The organism is Actinocorallia sp. A-T 12471, from assembly GCF_033875155.1.
Taxonomy (GTDB): Bacteria; Actinomycetota; Actinomycetes; order Streptosporangiales; family Streptosporangiaceae; genus Actinocorallia.
Genome location: NZ_JAWZTE010000002.1, coordinates 808,749 through 829,521 on the forward strand (window position 1 = coordinate 808,749; position 20,773 = coordinate 829,521).

Here is a 20,773-nt window from a genome sequence, read left to right on the forward strand (position 1 = left end):
AAACCCGGGTAAACCCGTGGGAAAGGTCGCGTCAGGTGGCGCGGACCGGCGGCGGGAGGGCGGCACACTGTGCGCCATGTTCGATCAGGGTGCACGGGTGGAGCGGCTGCTCGCCCGCCATCGCGACGTGTCGGTCGCGCAGACCGGCTCACTCCTGCGCAGGGACGAGGTCCTCGTCGCGGGCTCCGACCTCGCCCGCGCCGAGGACCTGCTGCGCAGGTGGACGGCGGGCAGCGAGCCGGGGCCCGGCCTGACCCGGCTCCGCCTCAACCGCTCGGCCCGCGTCGACGTGTGCGAGCTGAGCCTCCTGGCCCGGGAACGCGGCCTCAGCGTCTCGCCCAACCACCTGGTGTACGGGCAGCCGATGTGGTGGACGGGCCCGGCCGACCGGCCGCGTCCCGCGCCCGCGCTGCCCGCCCCGGTCGTCGAGGGGACCGGGCCCGCGCGCGACGTGACCGTCGCGGTGCTGGACACCGGGCTCGACCCGCACCCCTGGTACGCGGCCGCCGACTGGTTCGCCGACCACGCCGAGGCCGACCGCGAGGTGCTGGACGCCGACCTGGACTACGAGCTCGACGCGCAGTCCGGCCACGGGACCTTCATCGCGGGCATCGTCCTGCGGCGCGCGCCGTCCGCGCGGATCGTCGCGCGCCGCGTCATCGGGGGCGACGGCGTCGGGGACGAGCTCCAGGTGATCAGGGCGCTGCACGGGCTCAAGGCCGACGTGGTCAACCTGTCGCTCGGCTGCCACACCTTCGACGACAGGCCCTCGCCGCTGCTCCAGCGCGCCATCGCCGCGCTCGGTCGGCGCACGGTCGTCACGGCGTGTGCGGGCAACACCGCCTCGGACCGGCCGTTCTGGCCCGCCGCGCTGAAGCAGGTCATCGCGGTCGCCGCGCTCGACGGCGAGGAGCGCGCCTGGTTCTCCAACCACGGCTGGTGGGTCGACGCCGCAGCGCCGGGCACGGCGGTGCGCAGCACTTTCGTGCGGTTCGGGGAGTTCGACGGGTTCGCCGACTGGTCAGGGACGTCGTTCGCGGCCCCGGTCGTCGCGGGGGAGGTCGCCGCCCGCGTCGCGCGGGGGATGGAGCCCGCCGAGGCGGCGGACGCGGTGCTCGGCTCGGGCCCGGTGCGGCCGGGGCTCGGGACGCTCGTCGCGTGAGCGGACATGGCACTGCCACGTCGGGCGAGCTCGTCGAGCTCGCCCGCGTGGGAGACGCGGCGGCCTGGGACGCGCTCGTGGCGCGCTATCACCCGATGCTCTGGTCGATCGCGCGGGCGCACGGGCTCTCCGGACCCGCCGCCGAGGACGTCGTCCAGACGACGTGGCTGCGGCTCGTCCAGCACCTCGGCGCGCTGCGCTCCCCCGACGGCGTCGGCGGGTGGCTCGCCACGACGTGCCGCCGCGAGTGCCTGCCGCACGCGGCGGTCCCCGCGCCGCGCGAGCCGCTCGACCTCCCCGACCCGGCCCCCGGGCCTGAGCCGGTCGCCGAGGCCCGCGACCGCCTCGCCCGCGTCGCCGCGGCCCTGGAGACCCTCTCGGAGCCTTGCCGCAGGATGCTCAGGCTCCTGGCCGCCGCCACGCCCTACGCCGAGGTCGCCGCCGCACTCGGCCTCCCCCGAGGCGCCATCGGCCCCGCCCGCGCCCGCTGCCTCCACGCCCTCACCACCGCCCTGGGCGACCGAGCCGACACCTCATGACCACCGCGATCCTCGGGGCCCGAGTGGGTGAAGCCGCACGCACAGCACCTGGTAACCGAGCCGACCCTTCATGACCACCGCGATCCGCAGGGCCGCGGGGCACGGCGACGCCGATCCACAAGATCGCGCTGCCTCGCCGCCCGGGACGGCGGAGCCGGTCCATCGAGATTTCTTTCGTTACCGCCGTTGGGCGGGTTGTTGATCCGCGTTCGCGCGTGCGCCGTAGGGGCCCGTGCCGGAGGGACATCATGAACGATCTGTTGTACGAGGTTCAGCGGGTGTTCGCGCTGCTCGACCCGCCGCCGGAGCGGTCCTTCGTCGCGGCTCGGGCCGCGCTGGCCTTCCGTGATCCGGACGCGGCGCTCGCCGAGCTCGTCACGTCGCTGACGCCGTCGGCGGCGGGGTTGCGCGGGGCGGCGCGGATGCTGACGTTCGAGGGGGTCGATGTCGCCGTCGAGGTCGAGGTGTCGGCGGGGGCGCGGCGGCTGTGCCTGACCGGGCGGGTGTCCCCGGCCCGCGCGGCGCACCTGACCGTGCGGCACGCGGGCGACGCGGTCTCCGTTCCGGTGGACGCGACGGGGTTCTTCCTCGCCGACGGCGTCGCGCCCGGCCCGGTCATGCTGCACTTCGCGCTGCCGGACGGGGCCTCGGTCGTCACGAGCTGGACCACCCTGTGATCGACGCCCTCCTCGCCGGGGCCCTTGACGCCAAGGAGACCGGCGACCTCGCCGAGGGGCACCGGCTGCTCGCCGACGCGCTGGCGCGCTGCGCGGGCGACGTCGCCGCGACGGCCCGGGTCCAGGCCGTCATGGTCGCGCTGCTGACCGCTTCCGGCAGGACCGCTGAGGCACTTGTCCTGGCCGACCGTGCCGAGCCCCACCTTGTGGGCGCGGACCTTCAGCGGCTGTCTCTGCACCGCAGTTACGCGCGCGCCAGCCAGGGCAAGGTCGACCGTCCGGCGCGGCCGGGGACGGGCGACCCGGTATGGCGGGCCGCGCGGCTCATGGCCAACGGCATCTCCCTCGCGCAGGCGGGCCGCTTCCAGGCCGCGGAAAGCGCGCTGAAGGCTGCCGCGTCCCTCGCCGCGCGTACCGGGCCGCGCAGGCTTGAGCTGATGGTCCGGCACAACGAGGCGCACCTCGCGGCGCTGCGCGGACGGTTCTCACGGGCGCTCGGCCTGTTCGCCGAGTGCGCGCCGGAGTTCACCGGGGAGCGCCGCGCCCAGCACCGCCTCGACCACGCCTCCGCGCTGCTTGAGGCGGGCCTGTGCGGGGACGCGCGGGAGCTGCTCGCCGAGACCGTCGAGACCGCCGCGCGCGCGGGCTTCGCCGCCGACGCCGCGACCGCCCTGCTCGCCCGCGCCGAGGCGGAACTGGCGTGCGGCGACGCGGGACGCGCGGCGGACTCCGCGCGCGAGGCCGAGGACGCGTTCGCCGTCCAGGCGCGGCCCGGCTGGGAGGCCAGGGCGCACGGGGTGCTGCTGCGCGCCCAGGCCGCGCGCGGAGAGCGCTCCCCTTCCCTTCTGGTGTCCGTACGCACGACCGCCGCGCGCTTGGAGGCGTTCGGCTGGACCGACCCGGCTTTGCGGACCCGGGTGGAGGCCGCGCTGGCGTTCCCCGCCGAACCCGACCTGCTCCCCCGGCCGGGCTCCGCCGCGTCGGCCGCGCTGCGGCTGCGCGCCCACCGGGCGACCGCGCACGTGCACTGCGCCAGGGGCGAGGAGGCCGAGGCGCGCAGGGCGGTGCGCGAGGCGCTGCGCACGGCGGCCGCCCTTGCGGCGGGAGGGGACTCGGTGGAGTTGCGCGGCGTGCTCGGCCAGGCGTGCGCCGACCTGTCTCCGCTTGCCGTACGCCTCGCCCGTACCGACCGTGAACTGCTCGGCATGGAGGAGCTGCGCCGGAGCATCGTGTTCCCGTCGCCGATCCGGCGTCCTTCTATGGACGGCCTTTCCGGGCGTGCCAGGGCGCTCAGTACGGGAGGTTCGACGGCACGTCCTTCAGTGGCGACGGCCGACCTGCTTGAGGGGCTGCACGGGGTCGGGCTTCTGGAACTCGTCAGGGCCGAAGACCGGCTGCTCGCCCTTGTCGTGCGTGACGGACGCATACGCCGGGCCGTCCTCGGCTCCTATGACGCGGCAGTACGGGAGACCCGGCTTATCCGGTTCGCCCTGACGCGGGCCATGGTCGACGGGTCCGCGCCCACCGCCGCCGTCGCGTCCCTGCGGTCCCGTTTCGCGCCCGCACTCGGGCTTCTCGACGGCGTCGAACTCGTCATCGCCCCTACGGGTTCCCTGTACGGGTTGCCTTGGACGACCGTCACCGACGCGCCCTTCACCGTCGTGCCTTCGGCGACGGCCTGGCTCCTCGCCCAGGAACGCCGTCCCGAGCCGGGACCCGTGGTGCTGCTTTCCGGCCCCGGCCTTCAGCACGCGGAAGCCGAGCTCGCAGCGCTCCGAGACGTCTATCCGGACGCGCACACGGGAACTGACCCAGGGCTCCTGTGCGGTGCGCGACTCGCGCACGTCGCGGCCCACGGCGTCCACCTGGCCGACGACCCGCTGAGCTCGTATCTCGACCTGAAGGACGGCCCGCTCACCGGCCACGACCTCAACGCGCTCGCCGCACCGCCGTCCGTCGTGGTCATGTCCGCCTGCGACGCGGGACTCGGCGACGACGTCCTCGGCCTGCCCGGCGTCCTCATGTCAGCCGGAGTCCGCACAGTGATCGCGGCGGTGACGAAGCTCCCCGACGCCGCGGCACCCGCCCTGATGGCCGACCTCCACCACCGCCTCACCACGGGCGAGTCCCCCACCCGAGCGCTCGCAGCCCTCCCCCACACCCCCGGCCGCATGGGCCTCCAGTCCTTCGGCGCAGGCTCCTGACCCCACACGCAAGCCCACCCGTGATCAGGTCGAGCCGCCCGCCCCTCACCCCCTGAGGGGTCGGGCCGGTCGCCCCCTCGGGCACCTGCGGCGGCTACCTTGCCGGGCCGGTCGCCAAGCCCGACCGGATTCCCGAACCGGTCGGGCTCCGCGACCTGCGGCGGCCGCCTTGCCCGGTCGGTCGCCAAGCCCGACCTAATTCCCAAGCCGGTCGGGCTCCGCGGACCGCCCAGGCGCTCGCGACGACCGGTCCTGACGGTCTCAGACCAGCTCAGGTATCCGCGACGACGGACCTGAAGGGCGCTCAGACCTGCCCTGACCCGTGGCCACGGGCCCTGGCGGGCGCTCAGACCTGCCCTGACCCGTGGCCACGGGCCCTGCTCGAACCTGCCCTGACCCGTGGCCACGGGTCCTGACGGGGGCTCAGGGCTGCTCAGGGGCCTGTGGCGACCGGTCTTGAGGGGTCGGTGACCCAGGCGGACCAGGAGCCGGGGTAGAGGGCCGCGGGGACGCCCGCGAGGGTCAGCGCGAGGATCTCGTGGGCGGCGGTGACGCCCGAGCCGCAGTAGACCGCGACGTCGGCCGCGTCGGTCGCGCCGAGCGCCGCGAAGCGCTCGCGCAGCACCTCGGCGGGCAGGAACCTGCCGTCGCCGCCGACGTTCGCCCAGGTGGGCGCGCTGACCGCGCCCGGAATGTGGCCCGCGACCGGGTCGACCGGCTCAACCTCGCCGCGGAACCGCTCGGCCGCGCGCGCGTCAAGCAGGACGCCCGCCTTGGCCAGCGCGGCCGCGCCCTCGGCGTCGACCACCGGCAGCGCGCCGGGACGCGCGGTGAAGCCGCCCGGCTTGGGCGCGGCGTCCTCGGTCTCCACCGGCAGGCCCGCCCGCGTCCACGCGGTGAAACCGCCGTCGAGGACCCTGACGCGCGGGTGGCCGAAGTAGCGCAGGCACCACCACGCGCGGGCCGCGCTCGTGGCGTCGGCGTCGTCGTAGACCACGACGATCGAGTCGTCGTCGACCCCGGCCCGCCGCATCGCCGCCTCGAAGTCCCCGGCGGTCGGCAGCGGGTGGCGGCCGCCCTCGCCGGGCGCGCCCGCGAGCTCGGCGTCGAGGTCGACGTAGACCGCGCCGGGGATGTGGCCCGCGCGGTACGCCTCGAAGCCGGGCGGACCGCCCAGCCGCCAGCGGACGTCGAGGATGACTGCTTGTCCGCGCAGGCGAGCGAGGCTCGGCGCGTCTATGAGGGGCCGCACATCGTCAGTGTGACCGCTGTCGTGCCCTTCGGGGAGGGGCTCAGGTCCCGTACTCATCGCGCCGTCCAAAGGAGAGGTACCAGTTGTTCCTCGGGCACCAGTGAGCCGTGCATGCCGACCATCAGGTGCTCGAACGAGTTGACCGCGGAGTTCACGATCGCCAGCCCGCCGCGCGCGATCGCGACGACGTCGCCGACGCGCGGCAGCATCTCGGCCTCGACCGGGCCGAAGCAGCCGGCCGCGACCGCCTGCGCGCGGGACATCACCCACGCGCGGTCGCCCAGGACCTCGGTCCAGGCGGCGAGGACGTCGTCGGCCGCGCCGTCCTCGGCGTAGACGTGCCTGGCCCGCGCCTCGCCGCCGAGCAGCGCCACGCCCTCGGTGAGCTCGGGGTGGACCGCGGTGTCGAGCTTGTCGTCGGGGTTGCTCATGCCGTGGTCGGCCGTGATGTACAGGGCCGTGCCCGCGGGGATCACCTCGGCGAGCCGTTCGGCGAGCAGGTCGACGAAGCGCAGCTGGTACCGCCACGTCTTGGAGCCCGCCCCGTACATGTGCCCCGCGGTGTCCAGGTCGGAGTGGTAGACGGTGACGTGCGCGCGCTTGCCCTCCAGGGCTTCCTCGGCGCGTGCGACGAGCTGGCCCATGCCGTCGGCCGGAACGTAGTTCACGCCGCGCGTGATCGCGGAGTTGAAGCCGCTGCCCATGTACGCGCCCGAGGCTATGTAGCTTGAGGCGATCCCGGCGTCGGCCGCGCGTGAGTAGACGGTCCGGCGCGGCTGGAAGGACTCGGGGTCGGTTCTGCCGTTGTCCCAGCGCAGGCAGTTGAGCAGCCGTCCCTCGCCGGGGACGGCGACCTCAAGGCCGACCATGCCGTGCGAGCCGGGAGGCAGCCCGGTGGCCAGGGAGCTGAGGCTCGTCACCGTGGTCGCCGGGAAGCCGGCGGTCAGGGGACGGCCGGGAAGGGAACTGAGGAAGGGCACCTCCTCCGGATGCGCCCGGAGCAGCTCCCAGCCCATGCCGTCGATCAGCAGCACGCAGGCGCGCGGCAGCTCCGGCAGGTCGAGCACGTTGGCCGCGCCCCGCACCCCCAGCGAGCCCAGTACCGACGACGACAGGTCGGCCAAAGCCGTCTCGCCGTAACGCGGAACGGGGATCTCGGTCACCGTGTGGTCACCGCCGTGAGCGCCTCGGCGAACGCGAGCACCTGGCTGACGGCCTCCGCGCCGTCGGCGGCCTCGCTGACGCGCAGGGACAGGTCGTCGGACGTGACCGCGCCGGTGTAGCCGTGGTCGGCGTCGCAGTTCTCGTCGCCGCATCCTGCGGGTTCGAGGTCGATCCGGGAGTTCACTCCCCAGCCGAGGGTCAGCACCACCTCCGTCGGCGGGACCCCCGGCACGTAGCGTTCTGGCCGTGGCACGACCCGGGTGACGGCGACCGAGGAGATGCGGTCGAGCTTGACCGCCTCGGTCGTGGTCGAGCAGTGCGGCTGTGGCACAAGGTCGCTCGGCGGGTGCTCGTCGGTGTGGCAGAACAGCAGCCGCGTCGGGGACAGGACGAGGACGGTGACGTGCCTGCGCACCTCCATGCCGGGGTCGAACGCCGCCTCGTGGTGGACCACGTAGGCGAGCACTTCCTCGGTGCCCAGTGCCGACTCGACAGCCCCGGCGACCAGCTCCGGGTAGTAGCCGCTGCGCTCGATCGCGCCGCGCAACCCGTGGTCGTCCTTCGCTCGGGTTTCCCTCATTCCCCCATCCTGCCCTGTTCCGAGCGCCGAGCGCATCCCGGAGAGCCGGGACACGGACGCCGGACCGGCACTTCGGCCCGGCGTCCCGCCCTCACATCCGGCGCGGCTCGAGGGGCAGGCGGGGGCCGGGCGGGTGGGCGAGGGTGAGGCGCGCGTCGGTGACGGTCACCCCTGCGGTGTCGACCATGACGGGTTCGAGTTCGAGCCGCGCCACCTCCGGCAGGTCGCTGGCGAGCCGGGAGACCCTGATGAGCAGGGTCTCCAGGGCTTCGACGGCGACCTTGGCCGCGCCCTGGTGGCCGAACAGCAGGGGGGCCATCCGGATGGCGCGGACCATGTCGGCGGCTTCAAGGTCGGTGAGGGGGGCGAGCCGGTAGGCGCGGTCGTCGAGGAGGGCGGCGGCCACGTCGGACAGGCGGAACGACACGACCGCGCCGAAGGACGCGTCCTCCTGGGTGACGATGTGTACGGCGACGCCGCCGCTCTGCCCGCCTACCGGGACGCCGTAGCAGGCGAGGAGTTCCTCGGCGTCTCCGCGCTCGCCCTTGGCCAGCCACCCGGCGACGAGCTCACGGGCCCGTTCCTGGTCGATCCCGTCGAGGTCGGGGACGCTGCCGTGCGGACGGCGTCGCCAGGCCGCGTAACGGGAGGCGTAAGACAGCGCGCGTACGGCGTCCTCCGGGGCCGGGTAAGAAGGCACCGAGCCCGGGCCCGGCTCCCCCGTCGGGGAAAGGGACCGCAAGGCGGGCGGCATCCCCTTCTGTCCGAGGTAGGTCGCCAGGATCGGCTTGGCCGCCCCCCTGGCCAGCTCCGAGATCGCCGAGGCGACGGGCTCGGACTTGCGGACCCCGGACATGATCAGCTCGGCCCCGCCCATGACGGGCGGCGTGTACATGACGATGACGGCGTCGCAGGCGGGGTCTTCCAGGGCCGCGCCCAGCGCGCGGGTGTAGTCGGCGGCCACCGCGTTGGGGCCGAGGGAGGACAGGGGGCCGGGGACGAGCCCGTGCACGGCGGCGGCGTCGCGGGCGAGCAGGCCGAGGGAGTCGGCGTTGTCGATGATCGCCACCCGGTTGCCGGTGGGCAGCGGCTGGTAGGCGAGCAGCTGGGCGACGTCGAACATCTCGCCGAGGTCCTCCACCCGCAGCACGCCCGCCTGCTCGAACAGGGCGCTGACGGCGTGGTCGGGCAGCTCGATGCGGCGTACCGCGTGGCCGAGCGGGACGCCCTGGAGTGATCTTCCGGTCTTCACCGCGACGATCGGCTTGGCGCGCGAGACGCGTCGCGCGAGGCGGGTGAACTTGCGGGGGTTGCCTATGGACTCCAGGTGGAGCATGACCGCGTTGGTCGAGGGGTCGGCCTCCCAGTACTGCAGAAGGTCGTTGCCGGACACGTCGGCGCGGTTGCCCGCCGAGATGAACGTCGACAAGCCGAGGCCGCGTTCTGCGGTCCGTTGCAGGATCGCGATGCCGAGCGCGCCGGACTGGGAGAAGAACCCGACGGGCCCTCGGTACGGCAGGACGGGCGCGAGTGTGGCGTTCAGCCTGATCGAGGGGTCCGTGTTGGCTATGCCGAGGCAGTTGGGGCCGACCACCCTCATCCCGTTGGCTCTGGCCACCCTTACGAGGTCCTGCTGTTGCTCCCTGCCCTGCTCGCCGCTCTCGGCGAAGCCGGAGGAGACGACCACGAGGCCGTGTACGCCCTTGGCCGCGCACTGGCCTATGACGTCCTGTACCGACGAGGCGGGTACGGCGACGACGGCGAGGTCGACCTCGTCGGGGATCTCCGCGACCGCCTTGTAGGCCCGGACCCCGGCGACGGCGTGCGCCTCGGGATGGACGGGGTAGACGGGCCCGGTGAAGTCCGCGCCGAGGAGGTTGCGCAGGACCGTCTGCCCGACGCTGTGCGAGACGCGGCTCGCCCCGATCACCGCGACCGACGACGGGTGCAGCAGCCGTTCGATCGACCGTGACTCGGCCCGGTGCTCGCGTGCGGCCATGACCTCCACCGAGGTGTCGGTGGGCGAGAGGTCGAGGGTGAGCTGGATGATCCCGTCCTCGAACCGCTGGACCGCCGCGTACCCGGCCTCCTTGAAGACCTTGGTCATCTTGCGGTTGTCGGGCAGGACGTTCGCCTCAAAACGGGCGAGCCCGCGCTCCCGCGCGGCGGCCGCGAGGTGCTCGAGCAGGACGGACCCGACGCCGCGGCCCTGGTGGGCGTCCTCTACGAGGAAGGCGACCTCTGCCTGGTCAGGGTCCTTTGTCCTGTCATAACGCACAACACCCACCATTTGCTCACCAATCGTGGCGATCAGTGCCACGCGGTTGGAATAGTCAACTGTGGTGAAATGCCGAATCTCTCTCTCGCTGAGGTGGGGGCGCGGGGAGAAGAACCGGTAGTAGATCGACTCGGCCGAGACCCGCGAGTAGAAAGCCCTCAGCAGCTCCGCGTCCTCGGGCCTGATGGGGCGCAGGTGGGCGGTCCCGCCGTCGGAGAGGACGACGTCGGCCTCCCAGTGATCGGGATAGGGATGATCGGTCACAGCTCGAGCGTAGGCGACGGACGAATAACGGTCACGTGAGGGTCACGAGGTGGATCGGACCGGTACGGGTCACCCCGTTCCGGGGTTTACTGGAGAGTGCGCATGTGAAGGGTCCGGACAGAAGGTCGGCCCGTTACCCGTTTCGCTGCGCGTTCGAGACCAAATCCGAGGGTTGAAGCTGTTACGGTCGTCGGCACGCCCAGGCAGAATGGTGCGGGTCTGTCGTTAGGCGGAGCTGCCGTAAGAGCGAGGTGAATCATGACACGCGTGGTCGTGGTCGGCGATCTGATGACCGACGCCGTGGCACGAGCCGCGTACCCCCTGGCCAAGGGGAGCGACACCCCGGCCAGCGTGACGATGCACGGCGGGGGTTCGGGGGCGAACGTCTCGGCCTGGCTCGCGGTCGAGGGGGTCGACGTAGCGTTCGTCGGCCGCCGCGGCTCCGACATCAACGGCCGCAACCGGGACATGGAACTGATGGGCTACGGCGTCGACGCCAGGCTCGTCATGGACCCGGAGCGGCCTACGGGCACCTGTGTGGTCCTGATCACCCACAAGGGCGACAGGACCATGATGTCCGATCCGGGGGCGAACGGCGCGCTGCTGCCGGACGACATCCCCGCGGACCTGTTCACCCCCGGCGGCCACCTGCACGTCTCGGGGTACTCGCTGCTCAACGAAGGATCCCGCAACGCGGCGCTGCACGCGCTGCGCATGGCGGGCAAGGCCGGAATGTCGGTCTCGGTGGACGGCGCGTCCTCCTCGCCGCTCAAGCGCGCGGGGGCCGAGCCCTTCTTCGAGTGGACCCACGGCACCAAGCTGCTGATCGTCAGCACCTCCGAGGCCGAGGCGCTGACCGGCCGCGACGAGCCCGAGCTGGCCGCCAAGGTCCTCACCGCGTGGTACCCGCAGGTCGTCATCAAGATGGCCGACGAGGGCTCCCTGTGGTACACCAACGGCCGCCCCGACCCGATCACGGTCCCGGCCGAGCCCGTCGAGAAGGTCGTCGACGGCACCGGCGCGGGCGACGCCTTCACCGCGGGCTTCCTGCCCGCCTGGCTCGACGGCAAGCCCCCGGCCGAGGCCCTCGCCGCGGGCAACCGCCTCGCGGCCCGGGCGATCACCCACCTGGGAGCACGCCCGACGCTTTGATGGTCGCGCGCTGGAGAACCTCGGGCGCCCGAACGCGTCAGGGGCTGGAAGGCTGATCGGCTTGTGTTTTGGGGCGGAACCATACGGTTCCGCCCTTTTTCATGGGCTTTGTTGATCACGGTAAGTGCTGCGTGACTACGCTCTGATTTGGCGGACATGTCCGTCATGTGGTTTAGTCATGTCCATGACCGCCGACCCGAGAGACCGCCGCCCCATGCGGGCCGTGCGCGTCGCGTGTCGGCGAATGTGCGGTTGAGGCCCTAGAGCGGGCTCGCCCTGCGAGCCCCGTGAACTCCCGCCCATCGCCTGCCCCTCTACCGCAGCGCGCCCGGAACGCGGCGCTGCCCCGGGAATGAGACCTGTGATCAAGCTCCACGACCTCACCAAGGTGTACCGCGCCCGCGGCCGCACCGTGACCGCGCTTGACGGCGTCAGCCTCGACGTCGCCGAGGGCGAGATCCACGGCGTCATCGGCCGCAGCGGCGCGGGCAAGAGCACGCTCCTGCGCAGCGTCAACGTGCTCGAACGCCCCGACAAGGGCCGTGTCTTCGTCGACGGGGCCGACCTGCTCGCGCTGCCCGGCGACGACCTGCGCAAGGCGCGCCAGCGCATCGGCATGATCCACCAGCACTTCGGCCTGCTCGGCTCCCGCGACGTCACCGGGAACGTCGCGTTCCCGCTCGAGGTCACCGGCGTTCCCCGCCGCGAGCGGCTGCGCAAGGTCGCCGAGCTGCTCGACCTCGTCGGCCTGACCGAGCACGCCCGCGCCTACCCCGCCCAGCTGTCCGGCGGCCAGAAGCAGCGCGTCGGCATCGCCCGCGCGCTGGCGGGCGACCCCAAGGTGCTGCTGTCGGACGAGGCGACCTCCGCGCTCGACCCCGAGACCACCGACTCGGTCCTCGACCTGCTGCGCGACCTCAACCGCGAGCTCGGCCTGACGGTCCTGCTGATCACGCACGAGATGGGCGTCGTCAAGAAGATCTGCGACTCGGCCTCGACCATGCGCGACGGCAGGATCACCGAGTCGGGCAAGGTGCTCGACCTGCTGGCGCGGCCCGGCTCGGAGCTGGCGCGCGGCCTGTTCCCGCTGCCCGCGCCGACCGTGCGGCCCGACACGACGGTCCTCGACGTGACGTTCATCGGCGACGACGCCTCGACCCCGTTCATCTCCTCGCTCGCCCGCACCTACTCGATCGACGTCAACGTGCTCGGCGGCTCGATCGAGGAGGTCGGCGACGCCCGCGTCGGCAGGCTCCGCATCGAGCTGCCCGGCACCCCCGAACTCAACGCCCCGCAGATCGCGCACCTGCGCGAGAGCGGCCTGACCCTGGAGATCGCGGCTTGAGCGCCGACCTCGTCATCGCCCTCCAGGAGACCTTCCAGATGGTCTGGGTCTCCGGCGTCATCACCGCGGTGGGCGGGCTCGCCCTCGGCGTCCTGCTGGTGCTCACCGACCGCGGCGGGCTCGCGCCCTGCGCGCCGGTCAACCGGGTGCTCGGCCTCGTGGTCAACATCGGCAGGTCGCTGCCGTTCATCATCCTGATGATCGCGGTCCTGCCGCTGACCAGGGCCCTCGTCGGCACGACGATCGGCACCGAGGCGGCGATCGTGCCGCTGGCGATCGGCGCGATCCCGTTCTTCGCGCGGCTCGCCGAGACCTCACTGCGCGAGGTCGACCCCGGCGTGATCGCCGCCGCGCGGGCGATGGGCGCGTCACGCGTCCAGATCGTCCGGAAGGTCCTGCTGCGCGAGGCGCGGCCAGGGCTCGTCGCGGGCCTGACCGTCACCGTGATCACCCTGGTCGGCTACTCGGCGATGGCCGGGGCGATCGGCGGCGGCGGTCTCGGCGACCTCGCCATCCGCTACGGCTACCAGCGTTTTGAGACCGGCACGATGATCGCCTGCGTCGCGGTGCTGATCGTGCTGGTCCAGGCCGTCCAGATGCTCGGCGACCTCCTCGTCCGGCGTCTCTCCCACAAGTAAGAACCCCTGAAAGGCAGCACACCGGTGCTCAAGAAGCTCACCGTCGCCCTGACCGCCGCGGCCCTCGCGCTCGCCGCGGCCTGCGGCTCCTCCGACTCCGGCTCCGACGACGCGCTCGTCATCGGGGCGAGCCCGTCGCCGCACGCGGAGATCCTCACGTTCGTCAAGGACAACCTCGCCGCCGACGCCGGACTCGACCTGGAGATCCAGGAGTTCTCCGACTACGTCCAGCCGAACATCGCGCTGAACGACGGCCTGCTCGACGCCAACTACTTCCAGCACAAGCCCTACCTCGAGGACTTCGAGGCCGAGAAGGGCCTCGACCTCGCCTGGGTCGGCGACGTCCACCTTGAGCCGCTCGGCGTCTACTCCAAGAAGGTCACCGCCCTTGACGCGCTGAAGAGCGGCGCTGTCGTGGCGATCCCCAACGACGCCACCAACGGCGCGCGCGCCCTCGCCCTGCTCGCCGACCAGGGCGTCATCACCCTGAAGGACGGCGCGGGCGTCGCGGCCACCGAGCGCGACATCACCGCCAACCCCAAGGGCCTGAAGTTCAAGGCACTCGAGGCCGCGCAGCTGCCGCGCTCCCTCCAGGACGTCGACGCCGCGGTCATCAACGGCAACTACGCGATCTCCGGCGGGCTCGTCCCGTCCGAGGACGCGCTCGCCCTCGAGTCCGCCGACGGCAACCCGTACGCCAACGGCCTCGTCGTCAAGACCGGCGACGAGAAGGACGCGAAGATCACCAAGCTGCTGGAGCTGCTCCAGTCGCCGGAGACCCGCGCGTTCATCGAGGAGAAGTACGAGGGATCGGTCCTTCCCGCGAAGTGACCTCCGCGCCGGATCTCCGGCGCCCGCCTGCACACCGAGGCCCCAGCGTTCGCCCGCGCGGGGCCTCGGTGTTTTTTTCCGGGGCCGGTGGTCTCGCGGCGGGATTCTGTCAGTGGCGGCGGCTACCTTCACTCGCATGTACCGCCAGGGAGACATTCTGATCCAGCAGGTCGCGGCCGAGGCCGTGCCCGCCGCCGCGCGCGCCCTGCCGCCGGTCCCACGCGACGCGCGGGGTCGCCTCGTGCTCGCGCTCGGCGAGGCCACCGGCCACGCGCACGCGCTCACCGGCCAGGGCACCCTGTACCGCACCCCGCACCTGCTGAGCCCCGACTACCTGCACCTGCCGGAGGGCGGGCGGCTCGTACACGAGGAGCACGGGCCGATCACGCTGCCCAAGGGCTGGTTCCAGGTCGTGCGGCAGCGCGAGTACGTGCCGCGCTCCTTCGACGCCCGTCCCGTCGCCGACTGACCTCCCAAGCCAAAGGCCCCCCGATGCCCTTCACCGCACTGCCCGCAGACCGTCCCCGCGCCGAGGCCGGAGCGGCCGCCGCCTACCGCGCGGCGGGACTGCCCGAGCCCGCACACGTCGTGTGGGCCTCCTCCCCGCTCGCCGGGGCGGCCCTCACCGCGCTGCTCGACCCTGAGCTGTCCGACGAGACGCGGGCCCAGATCGTCTCCCTGATCCCGGCGGGCGCGTGCACGCTGCGCTCCGGCGCCGGCCCCGAGCGCGCGCTTTCGTCCGCCGAGGCCGCCGAGCTCCTTCCCCGGCTCGGCGCGGGCGCGCCCGTCCGCGAGCGGGTGCGCTCCCAGCCGTGGGAGGCCGAGCGGGCCGCCGCCTACGCCGAGCTCGGCCCGGTCGGCTGGGCCGAGGCGTGGGGCCGCACCGCGGCGCCGAGCTGGGAGCCGGTGAACGCCCTCGCCGCGCGGATCAGGGCCGCCATCGGCGACGCGGGCCGGGCCACGGAGGACGACGAGGAGGACGAGGAGCTGAGCCGGCTGCTGCGCGGCGCGACCCTCGACGCCGTCCTCGGCCAGCACGACGCGCCATGGCTCGCCCTGTTCGCGGCCCTGGGCCGGAGCGAGCCGCTGCGCGGCCTCGCCGAGGTCGCCGAGTCGGCCGGATGGTGGTGGCCGCGCGAGGATCTGCTGATCCTCACCGAGCGCCCGTCCCGACTGTGCCGCGACGAACCGGGCCGCCTGCACAGCGGCGACGGCCCAGCCCTGGCCTACCCCGACGGCTTCGGCCTGCACGCCTGGCGCGGCATGCCCTTCCCCGCCGAGTTCGTCGGCACCCTCGCCCGGCTCACCCCCGAGCTCATCCGCGCCGAGGAGAACGCCGAGCTGCGCCGGATCATGCTCGAGCACTTCGGATACGACCGCTACCTCGCCGAGTCCGGGGCCACCCCAAGGCACAAGGACGAGACCGGCGTCCTCTGGCGGATCGAGCTGCCCGACGACGAGCCAGTCGTCATGGTCGAGGTGCTGAACTCCACGCCCGAGCCGGACGGCACGATCCGGACGTACTACCTGCGCGTCCCGCCGGACACCCGGACCGCGCGCGAGGGCGTCGCCTGGACGTTCGGGTTGGAGGCCGCCGACTACCGCCCGGAGAAGGAGACCTGACGAGGGCCCCCGCCGTGACGCCCCGCGCAGGGGCCGGGGCGTCACGGACGCGCGGGTCTACAGGTGCGCGGGGATGCGTTCCAGGAGGCCGCCGGTGAACACGTCGTACAGGCCGAGCGGTTCCAGGTGCAGGTAGCCGATGTGGCAGTCGCACAGGGTGTTGGGGCAGGGCGCGGGCTCAGGCGTCGGCGTGAAGGTGCCGTCGTAGAGGTTGCCCAGGGGCGTCTTCACGAAGTGGCAGCGCCGCACCGTGCCGTCCCCGGCGACGGAGACGACGTCATGGCCGGTCCGGCAGGGCAGGCCGAGGCTGCGGTGCGGATGGCGGCTGTAGGAGAACAGCGGGTCGAGTGCCGTCCACTCGGCGGCCTCGGCGTCGGTGTAGGAGTGGCCCTCGGCGGCGTTGATCCACAGGTAGGTGTCCGCGGGCAGGTCGGCGCGCATACGGCGGGCCGCCGCAAGGTGCTCGGGCAGGCCGACGACGCCGACGCTGTGCCGTACGCCGAGCTCGGTGAGCTCGCGGCTCTTGGCGAGGAACCTTTCGTGGGTCACCTGTCCCGGGTGGTACGTCGTCCACAGGGCGAGGGTTTCGCGGTCGGCGCGTGATGTCCATGACGTCCGGCCGCCGAGGTTCGTCTGGATCGCCACCCTGCGCACGTGCGGCAGATGGCTCAGCTCGATCATCGTCTCCCGGTACCAGGACCGGACGAGGCCCTCGCCCCACGGGGTGAACAGCACTGCGGTGTCGGCGTCGCGCGCGGCGACCCAGGCGGCGAACCTGGCGAGCGCCGCGCGGTCGGCGCGCAGCTGCTCGCGGCTGTCGCGGCGCTTGGCGAACGGGCAGTACGGGCAGTCGTAGTCGCAGCTGGCCAGGGGGCCGCGGTAGAGGATCGTCAGCATCAGCGCGGCGTGTAGGTGTCCATAAGGTGCTGCACCTCCGGGGTGAACAAGGCGGGTCCTAGGGCGTCGGAGTAGGCGAGTCCCTCAGGGGTCAGGCGGATCGTTTCCGGCGTCCGCTCCAGCCAGCCCTTGGCGGCGAAGGGCGTCAGGTCGGCGTCGTCTTCGGGGTCGGTTCTGAACCTGCGGGTGTAGGCGGCGACGTCCACGCCGTCGGCCTGGAGCAGGGATTGCAGCAGATGCCTGCGGCGGCGCTCGGACTCGTCAAGGGCGAACCCGACCCTCGCCCGGGAGAAGTCCTCGGCGAGCACGTACTCGTCGATGATCGACCGGACCGCCGACGCCTCCACCGCGTACTCGAACGAGTAGTGCAGCCGCGACGTGTAGGAACGCGCCCCGCACCCGAGCCCGACCATCCCGTCCTCCTGACAGCAGTACTCGGTGCCGCCCCCCTCCCCCGGCCGCCGGAACATCCGCATGGACACCTGCTCGTATCCCAGTGCGAGTAGGTGATCCCGACCTGCCCGGTACAGCCGCAGTCTCTGTTCGTCCCACACGGGATCGAGCGCGATGCCTTCCAGCTTCTCCAGCCCTGTCTTCTCCCGCTTATAAAGCGGATAGAGATAGAGCTCCTCTGGCCGCCACTCCAGTGCCCGGTCGATCGACGCGAGCCACGACTCCTCGGTCTGTCCCGTGATCCCGTAGATCAGATCGATATTGAGTACCGGAAAACCGGCGTCCCTGATCGCGTCGAGCGCCTTCGTCGCCTGATCCGTCTTCAGCGGGCGGGCAACGGCCTTGACCTCGGCCTCTACGAAGCTCTGCACGCCGATGGAGATTCGGCTCGTGCCGAAGTCACGCAGTATCGCGAGCCTGTCGGGAGTGGCCGTATCAGGTGACGTCTCAACGCCCAAGGGCACGCCCACGCCCGAGGTCCCCCCGGTGAGGCGTTGGGTGAGCAGGCACAGCCGTTCCAGCTCCGAAGCTGTGAGGTAGGTGGGTGTGCCACCACCGAAGGCGGCCTGGGCGAAGGCCGCATCGCCGAGAGCGTCGCGGACGGCGGTCGCCTGTCGTTCGAGCGCGTCGAGATAGGCCGTCGTGAGCTCTTCGGGCGCGCCTGTCCTGGTGAACAGGTTGCAGAACCCGCAGCGGATCTTGCAGAACGGGAGATGCACGTAGAGGAACAGCGTGGAAGTGTCCTCACCGGCCCACACGTCAGCAAGGGCGGGCTCTGGATCAAGTGGCCGATACGCCGTCTTGTGCGGATACGCGTAGACGTACTGCTCGAAGGGCGACGTATATGTCCACGAACCATAGGTAAAGGGACTATTGAGGGCAGGGATAGTCATGCGATCACGAACTCTCCGTAGGGCACGGTCCAGACGACCTCGTGCCCAAGACGATGTCCGACGTATCCGTCTTCGCCGTAGGCGGTGCCGTGGTCGGAGCAGACGATGACGAAGGACGGGCGGCGCAGCATCGCGAACAGCCGGCCCATGCCCGCGTCCACGTACTCCAGGGCGGCCGCATGGGTCTCCAGCGAGTCGCCGGACGCGCCGGGCAGGTAGAAGTGGTTCGGCTGGTGCAGCGAGGCCACGTTGAGCAGCAGGAACAGCCGCTCGGGGGTGCGCGCGAGCACCTCGGCGATCCTGGTGAGCTGGTTGTCGAGGCCGTCGGGGGCCGTCACCCCGAACCCGGGTTCCCAGTGGGACTCGGCGAACATGCCGGGCAGGACCGAGCCGAGCGGGGTCAGCCGGTTGAAGAAGCCGACGCCGCCGACGCAGACCGTGTGGTACCCGGCGGCGGCGAGGCCGGCGGGCAGATCGGCCTGCTCATACGTCCAGGTGCCTTGCGCGGTGGTCTCGCTGCCGGGGAACGCCCCGGCGAACAGCCGCGGGTGCGGGCCCGGACCGGCCGGGGTGGGCAGGAACCCGGCGAGCATCGCCATGTGCGAGGCGAACGTGAAGTTCCCCGGCGCGTGCCGCTCCTGCCAGGCGAACCGCTCGGCCATGCGCGGCGTGCGGCCCTGCGCGGCGAGCCGCACGGCGACGTCATGGCGCAGCGTGTCGAGGGTGACGAGCACGATGTCGTGGGTGCCCACGATCGCGTTCATGTCGGGCATCGGGTTCATATCGAGCACAGTCCTACCAGGCGGCACCGACATCTCACCCCTGCACCGCGACCTCACCCGAGGTCCGCAGATACGCCGCGACCTGGGCGTCATAGACGTCGCGCCCCTCGGCCGACGTGCCCGGCAGGCCCGTCAGGTTGGGCAAGAGGTCGCCGAACGCGTTGACCTCGGCGACCGCGAACCCGCGCATCCCGACCCCGACGAGGAGGTCGACGCCGACCATCGTGCTGTTCGGGAAGCAGGCCGCCGCGCGGGCGCACACGTCCATCGCCGCGTCCCACGCGATCGCCGCGCGCACCGCGGCGAGGTCGCCGCGCTGACCGCCGAGGTGCAGGTTGGTCATGGGCGCGCGGGACGTGCGCGCGACCGCGTGGGTGGGTTCGCCCGCGACGACCACGACCCGCAGATCGAAGACCCTGCCCGCGAGCGCCGCCTTGGGGAACCAGCGTTCGACGTGCAGGCCGTCGGGCGCGAGCGCGTCGACGAGGAGGGCGATCTCGTGCTCGTCGGTGTAGGCGCGCACTTTGAGCGAGTTGTACCAGCCCTCGGCGTCGCGCGCGGCCGAGGTCTGCGCCCTGATCCTGCCGCCCGCCGCCTGGAGCGCGATCACCCCGGACGCCGACGAGCCGTGCGCGGGCTTGACGAACACCCGGTGGAACCCCGTCTCGGCCATCCTCTCGCGCAGCTCGGCGTACCCGCCGACGGGCCCGAGCGCGGGCGGCACCGGCACTCCGGCGGCCGCGAGCCTGGCGTGCGAGGCGCGCTTGTCGAACATGACCGCGATGTCCCCCACGTCGGCGAACGACGGATAAGGCCGGAGTCTGTCCAGGCCGTCGAGGAAGGTCCGGTACCAGCGCGCTCCCCCGCCGATCCGCGCCGCGTCGCCCGGCCCGCGCAGCAGCGCGTTGGCCTCGGCGTCCTCGCCCGGTGAGTCGATCCGCAACATGCCCTCGACGGTGAGGGGACGGCCGCCGAGCACGTCGCGCCAGGGGACGACCAGGGGCGCGGCGAGCCCCGCGCGGGCGCACGCCGCCGCGAACAGCGTCACGCGGCGGTCGCCCGGGGTGCCGACGACGGTGAGGCGCACGGCTACTCCGCGACCTCGACGTAACGCCAGTCGTCCTCCGGGTCGTTCTGGTCGTCGACGTTCACCGCGACGCCCGGCAGCGCCTTGACGATCCGCTCCATCATCGCGTCGGACATGTAGTGGTGGTGCAGGTCGAGCCTGGCCAGGTGGCCGAGCGGCTGGCCGGACAGCAGCGCCTCGGCGCCCTCGTCGGTGAGCGAGCCCATCGACAGCGACAGCGCCTCGAGCCGCGCGACGATCGGCGCGCCCGCGACGGCGGCGGCGATCCGGTCCTGGAACGCGGAGTTCTGCAGGCCGAGTTCGCGCAGGGCGGGCAGCCGCTCGCCGCTGAGGATCGGCGCGAGGTCCTCCACCGAGGAGGTGCCGCCGTAGTCCTCGACGCCGAGCCACAGCTCGAGCGACTCCAGCGCGGGGAAGTCCGACGCGCCCACGGCCCGCACGACTCCCCCGGGAAGGCCGCCTGACTCGAAGCGCAGCGACTTCAGCGAGGGCGCCTTCAGCGGCTCGAGCGAGAGCCCTGAGCCGCCCCTGACCACGACCTCCTCGAGCCCGCCGAAGGTGGTGAACAGGGGGGTGATGTCGTCGTGCATGATCCAGGAGATCTCGGCCTCCTCCTGGAGGAACTCGGCGAAGAAGAACGCCCTGAGGTTCGGGAAGCGCTCTGCGGCGTCGGTCAGCAGCCCGAGCGGCTTGTTGGAGGCCACGTCGTAGGTCGGACCCCAGTTGCCGAAGAGCAGCGCGCCGACGCGTGCGGTGTCCACGTGCTCGAGGAACGACGCGAACAGCTTCTGGAAGGGCTCGAACTCCTCGACGTAGTCGGCGATGCGCAGCCGCCACGCGACGGACTCGGGCTCGGGCAGCCCGGTGAGCTCGGTCTCCTCGGTGAAGTCGAACACCGGAAGACCGGCGAAGGACTCGGCGAACTGGTTGATCATCGTCGATCGGCCTCTCT

19 protein-coding genes are annotated in these 20,773 nt (G+C 72.4%); 10 read left to right on the plus strand and 9 right to left on the minus strand.

The window, feature by feature from the left end; all coding sequences use genetic code 11:
• Positions 1–76 precede the first annotated feature (76 nt).
• From R9X44_RS08750 to R9X44_RS08765, 4 genes are all read left to right on the plus strand, one after another.
• Positions 77–1,162 carry a S8 family peptidase gene (locus tag R9X44_RS08750; RefSeq protein ID WP_319813495.1) on the plus strand — a complete coding sequence of 362 codons (1,086 nt, stop codon included), beginning with the start codon at positions 77–79 and terminating at the stop codon, positions 1,160–1,162.
• Positions 1,159–1,701, plus strand: a complete 543-nt coding sequence (locus tag R9X44_RS08755) for a sigma-70 family RNA polymerase sigma factor (protein ID WP_319813496.1) — start codon at positions 1,159–1,161, stop codon at positions 1,699–1,701. The genes R9X44_RS08750 and R9X44_RS08755 overlap by 4 nt, the downstream gene beginning before the upstream one ends.
• A 248-nt stretch (positions 1,702–1,949) precedes the next feature.
• Positions 1,950–2,378, plus strand: a complete 429-nt coding sequence (locus R9X44_RS08760; RefSeq protein WP_319813497.1) for a hypothetical protein — start codon at positions 1,950–1,952, stop codon at positions 2,376–2,378.
• Complete coding sequence (locus R9X44_RS08765; protein WP_319813498.1) at positions 2,375–4,582, plus strand: CHAT domain-containing protein; 2,208 nt, start codon at positions 2,375–2,377, stop codon at positions 4,580–4,582. Before R9X44_RS08760 ends, R9X44_RS08765 begins: the two co-directional genes overlap by 4 nt.
• A 433-nt stretch (positions 4,583–5,015) precedes the next feature.
• Here R9X44_RS08765 and R9X44_RS08770 read toward each other — a convergent pair whose 3' ends face one another.
• The 4 genes from R9X44_RS08770 to R9X44_RS08785 form a co-directional block, all read right to left on the minus strand.
• On the minus strand, positions 5,016–5,834 hold the full coding sequence (locus tag R9X44_RS08770; protein WP_319813499.1) for a sulfurtransferase: 819 nt from the start codon (positions 5,832–5,834) through the stop codon (positions 5,016–5,018).
• A gap of 53 nt (positions 5,835–5,887) precedes the next feature.
• Positions 5,888–6,997, minus strand: coding sequence for an alkaline phosphatase family protein (locus R9X44_RS08775; protein ID WP_319813500.1), 1,110 nt, complete (start codon positions 6,995–6,997; stop codon positions 5,888–5,890).
• Positions 6,994–7,578: a DUF5998 family protein gene (locus R9X44_RS08780; RefSeq protein WP_319813501.1), complete on the minus strand. Its 585-nt coding sequence runs from the start codon at positions 7,576–7,578 to the stop codon at positions 6,994–6,996. The genes R9X44_RS08775 and R9X44_RS08780 overlap by 4 nt, the downstream gene beginning before the upstream one ends.
• A gap of 91 nt (positions 7,579–7,669) precedes the next feature.
• Entirely contained in the window at positions 7,670–10,120 is a 2,451-nt protein-coding gene (locus R9X44_RS08785; protein ID WP_319813502.1) for a GNAT family N-acetyltransferase, read from the minus strand.
• A 258-nt stretch (positions 10,121–10,378) separates the two neighbouring features.
• On the opposite strand from R9X44_RS08785, the gene R9X44_RS08790 reads away from it, so the two are divergent.
• The 6 genes from R9X44_RS08790 to R9X44_RS08815 all read left to right on the plus strand — a co-directional run bounded on the left by R9X44_RS08790 (position 10,379) and on the right by R9X44_RS08815 (position 15,709).
• Complete coding sequence (locus R9X44_RS08790; RefSeq protein WP_319813503.1) at positions 10,379–11,272, plus strand: sugar kinase; 894 nt, start codon at positions 10,379–10,381, stop codon at positions 11,270–11,272.
• A 352-nt stretch (positions 11,273–11,624) separates the two neighbouring features.
• On the plus strand, positions 11,625–12,617 hold the full coding sequence (locus tag R9X44_RS08795; protein ID WP_413774918.1) for a methionine ABC transporter ATP-binding protein: 993 nt from the start codon (positions 11,625–11,627) through the stop codon (positions 12,615–12,617).
• A 38-nt stretch (positions 12,618–12,655) separates the two neighbouring features.
• On the plus strand, positions 12,656–13,255 hold the full coding sequence (locus R9X44_RS08800) for a methionine ABC transporter permease (RefSeq protein WP_319813591.1): 600 nt from the start codon (positions 12,656–12,658) through the stop codon (positions 13,253–13,255).
• Positions 13,256–13,279: 24 nt separating this feature from the next.
• Entirely contained in the window at positions 13,280–14,086 is an 807-nt protein-coding gene (locus tag R9X44_RS08805; RefSeq protein ID WP_319813505.1) for a MetQ/NlpA family ABC transporter substrate-binding protein, read from the plus strand.
• Positions 14,087–14,222: 136 nt separating this feature from the next.
• Positions 14,223–14,555: a hypothetical protein gene (locus R9X44_RS08810; protein ID WP_319813506.1), complete on the plus strand. Its 333-nt coding sequence runs from the start codon at positions 14,223–14,225 to the stop codon at positions 14,553–14,555.
• Positions 14,556–14,578: 23 nt separating this feature from the next.
• A complete protein-coding gene (locus R9X44_RS08815; RefSeq protein ID WP_319813507.1) occupies positions 14,579–15,709 on the plus strand; it encodes a DUF6745 domain-containing protein in 1,131 nt (376 codons plus the stop codon).
• Between the two features lie 57 nt (positions 15,710–15,766).
• On the opposite strand, the gene R9X44_RS08820 is transcribed toward R9X44_RS08815, so the two are convergent.
• The 5 genes from R9X44_RS08820 to R9X44_RS08840 are packed head-to-tail and all read right to left on the minus strand — an operon-like array spanning position 15,767 to position 20,756.
• Positions 15,767–16,606 (minus strand): STM4011 family radical SAM protein, encoded by an 840-nt coding sequence (locus R9X44_RS08820; protein WP_319813508.1) that lies wholly within the window; start codon positions 16,604–16,606, stop codon positions 15,767–15,769.
• The gene (locus tag R9X44_RS08825) at positions 16,606–17,952 is read right to left on the minus strand and encodes an STM4012 family radical SAM protein (RefSeq protein WP_319813509.1); all 1,347 of its coding nucleotides are present in this window, start codon (positions 17,950–17,952) and stop codon (positions 16,606–16,608) included. Before R9X44_RS08825 ends, R9X44_RS08820 begins: the two co-directional genes overlap by 1 nt.
• Complete coding sequence (locus R9X44_RS08830) at positions 17,949–18,734, minus strand: STM4013/SEN3800 family hydrolase (RefSeq protein ID WP_319813510.1); 786 nt, start codon at positions 18,732–18,734, stop codon at positions 17,949–17,951. The genes R9X44_RS08825 and R9X44_RS08830 overlap by 4 nt, the downstream gene beginning before the upstream one ends.
• A gap of 34 nt (positions 18,735–18,768) precedes the next feature.
• On the minus strand, positions 18,769–19,821 hold the full coding sequence (locus R9X44_RS08835; RefSeq protein ID WP_319813511.1) for an STM4014 family protein: 1,053 nt from the start codon (positions 19,819–19,821) through the stop codon (positions 18,769–18,771).
• Positions 19,822–19,823: 2 nt separating this feature from the next.
• A complete protein-coding gene (locus R9X44_RS08840) occupies positions 19,824–20,756 on the minus strand; it encodes an STM4015 family protein (protein ID WP_319813512.1) in 933 nt (310 codons plus the stop codon).
• Positions 20,757–20,773 lie beyond the last annotated feature (17 nt).

Coding starts and splice junctions, on each gene's coding strand:
- R9X44_RS08750 (WP_319813495.1), top strand. CDS start 77: ATGTTCGATCAGGGTGCACGGGTGGAGCGGCTGCTCGCCCGCCATCGC.
- R9X44_RS08760 (WP_319813497.1), top strand. CDS start 1,950: ATGAACGATCTGTTGTACGAGGTTCAGCGGGTGTTCGCGCTGCTCGAC.
- R9X44_RS08780 (WP_319813501.1), bottom strand. CDS start 7,578: ATGAGGGAAACCCGAGCGAAGGACGACCACGGGTTGCGCGGCGCGATC.
- R9X44_RS08790 (WP_319813503.1), top strand. CDS start 10,379: ATGACACGCGTGGTCGTGGTCGGCGATCTGATGACCGACGCCGTGGCA.
- R9X44_RS08795 (WP_413774918.1), top strand. CDS start 11,625: ATGAGACCTGTGATCAAGCTCCACGACCTCACCAAGGTGTACCGCGCC.
- R9X44_RS08800 (WP_319813591.1), top strand. CDS start 12,656: ATGGTCTGGGTCTCCGGCGTCATCACCGCGGTGGGCGGGCTCGCCCTC.
- R9X44_RS08810 (WP_319813506.1), top strand. CDS start 14,223: ATGTACCGCCAGGGAGACATTCTGATCCAGCAGGTCGCGGCCGAGGCC.
- R9X44_RS08815 (WP_319813507.1), top strand. CDS start 14,579: ATGCCCTTCACCGCACTGCCCGCAGACCGTCCCCGCGCCGAGGCCGGA.
- R9X44_RS08820 (WP_319813508.1), bottom strand. CDS start 16,606: ATGCTGACGATCCTCTACCGCGGCCCCCTGGCCAGCTGCGACTACGAC.
- R9X44_RS08825 (WP_319813509.1), bottom strand. CDS start 17,952: ATGACTATCCCTGCCCTCAATAGTCCCTTTACCTATGGTTCGTGGACA.
- R9X44_RS08830 (WP_319813510.1), bottom strand. CDS start 18,734: ATGAACCCGATGCCCGACATGAACGCGATCGTGGGCACCCACGACATC.
- R9X44_RS08840 (WP_319813512.1), bottom strand. CDS start 20,756: ATGATCAACCAGTTCGCCGAGTCCTTCGCCGGTCTTCCGGTGTTCGAC.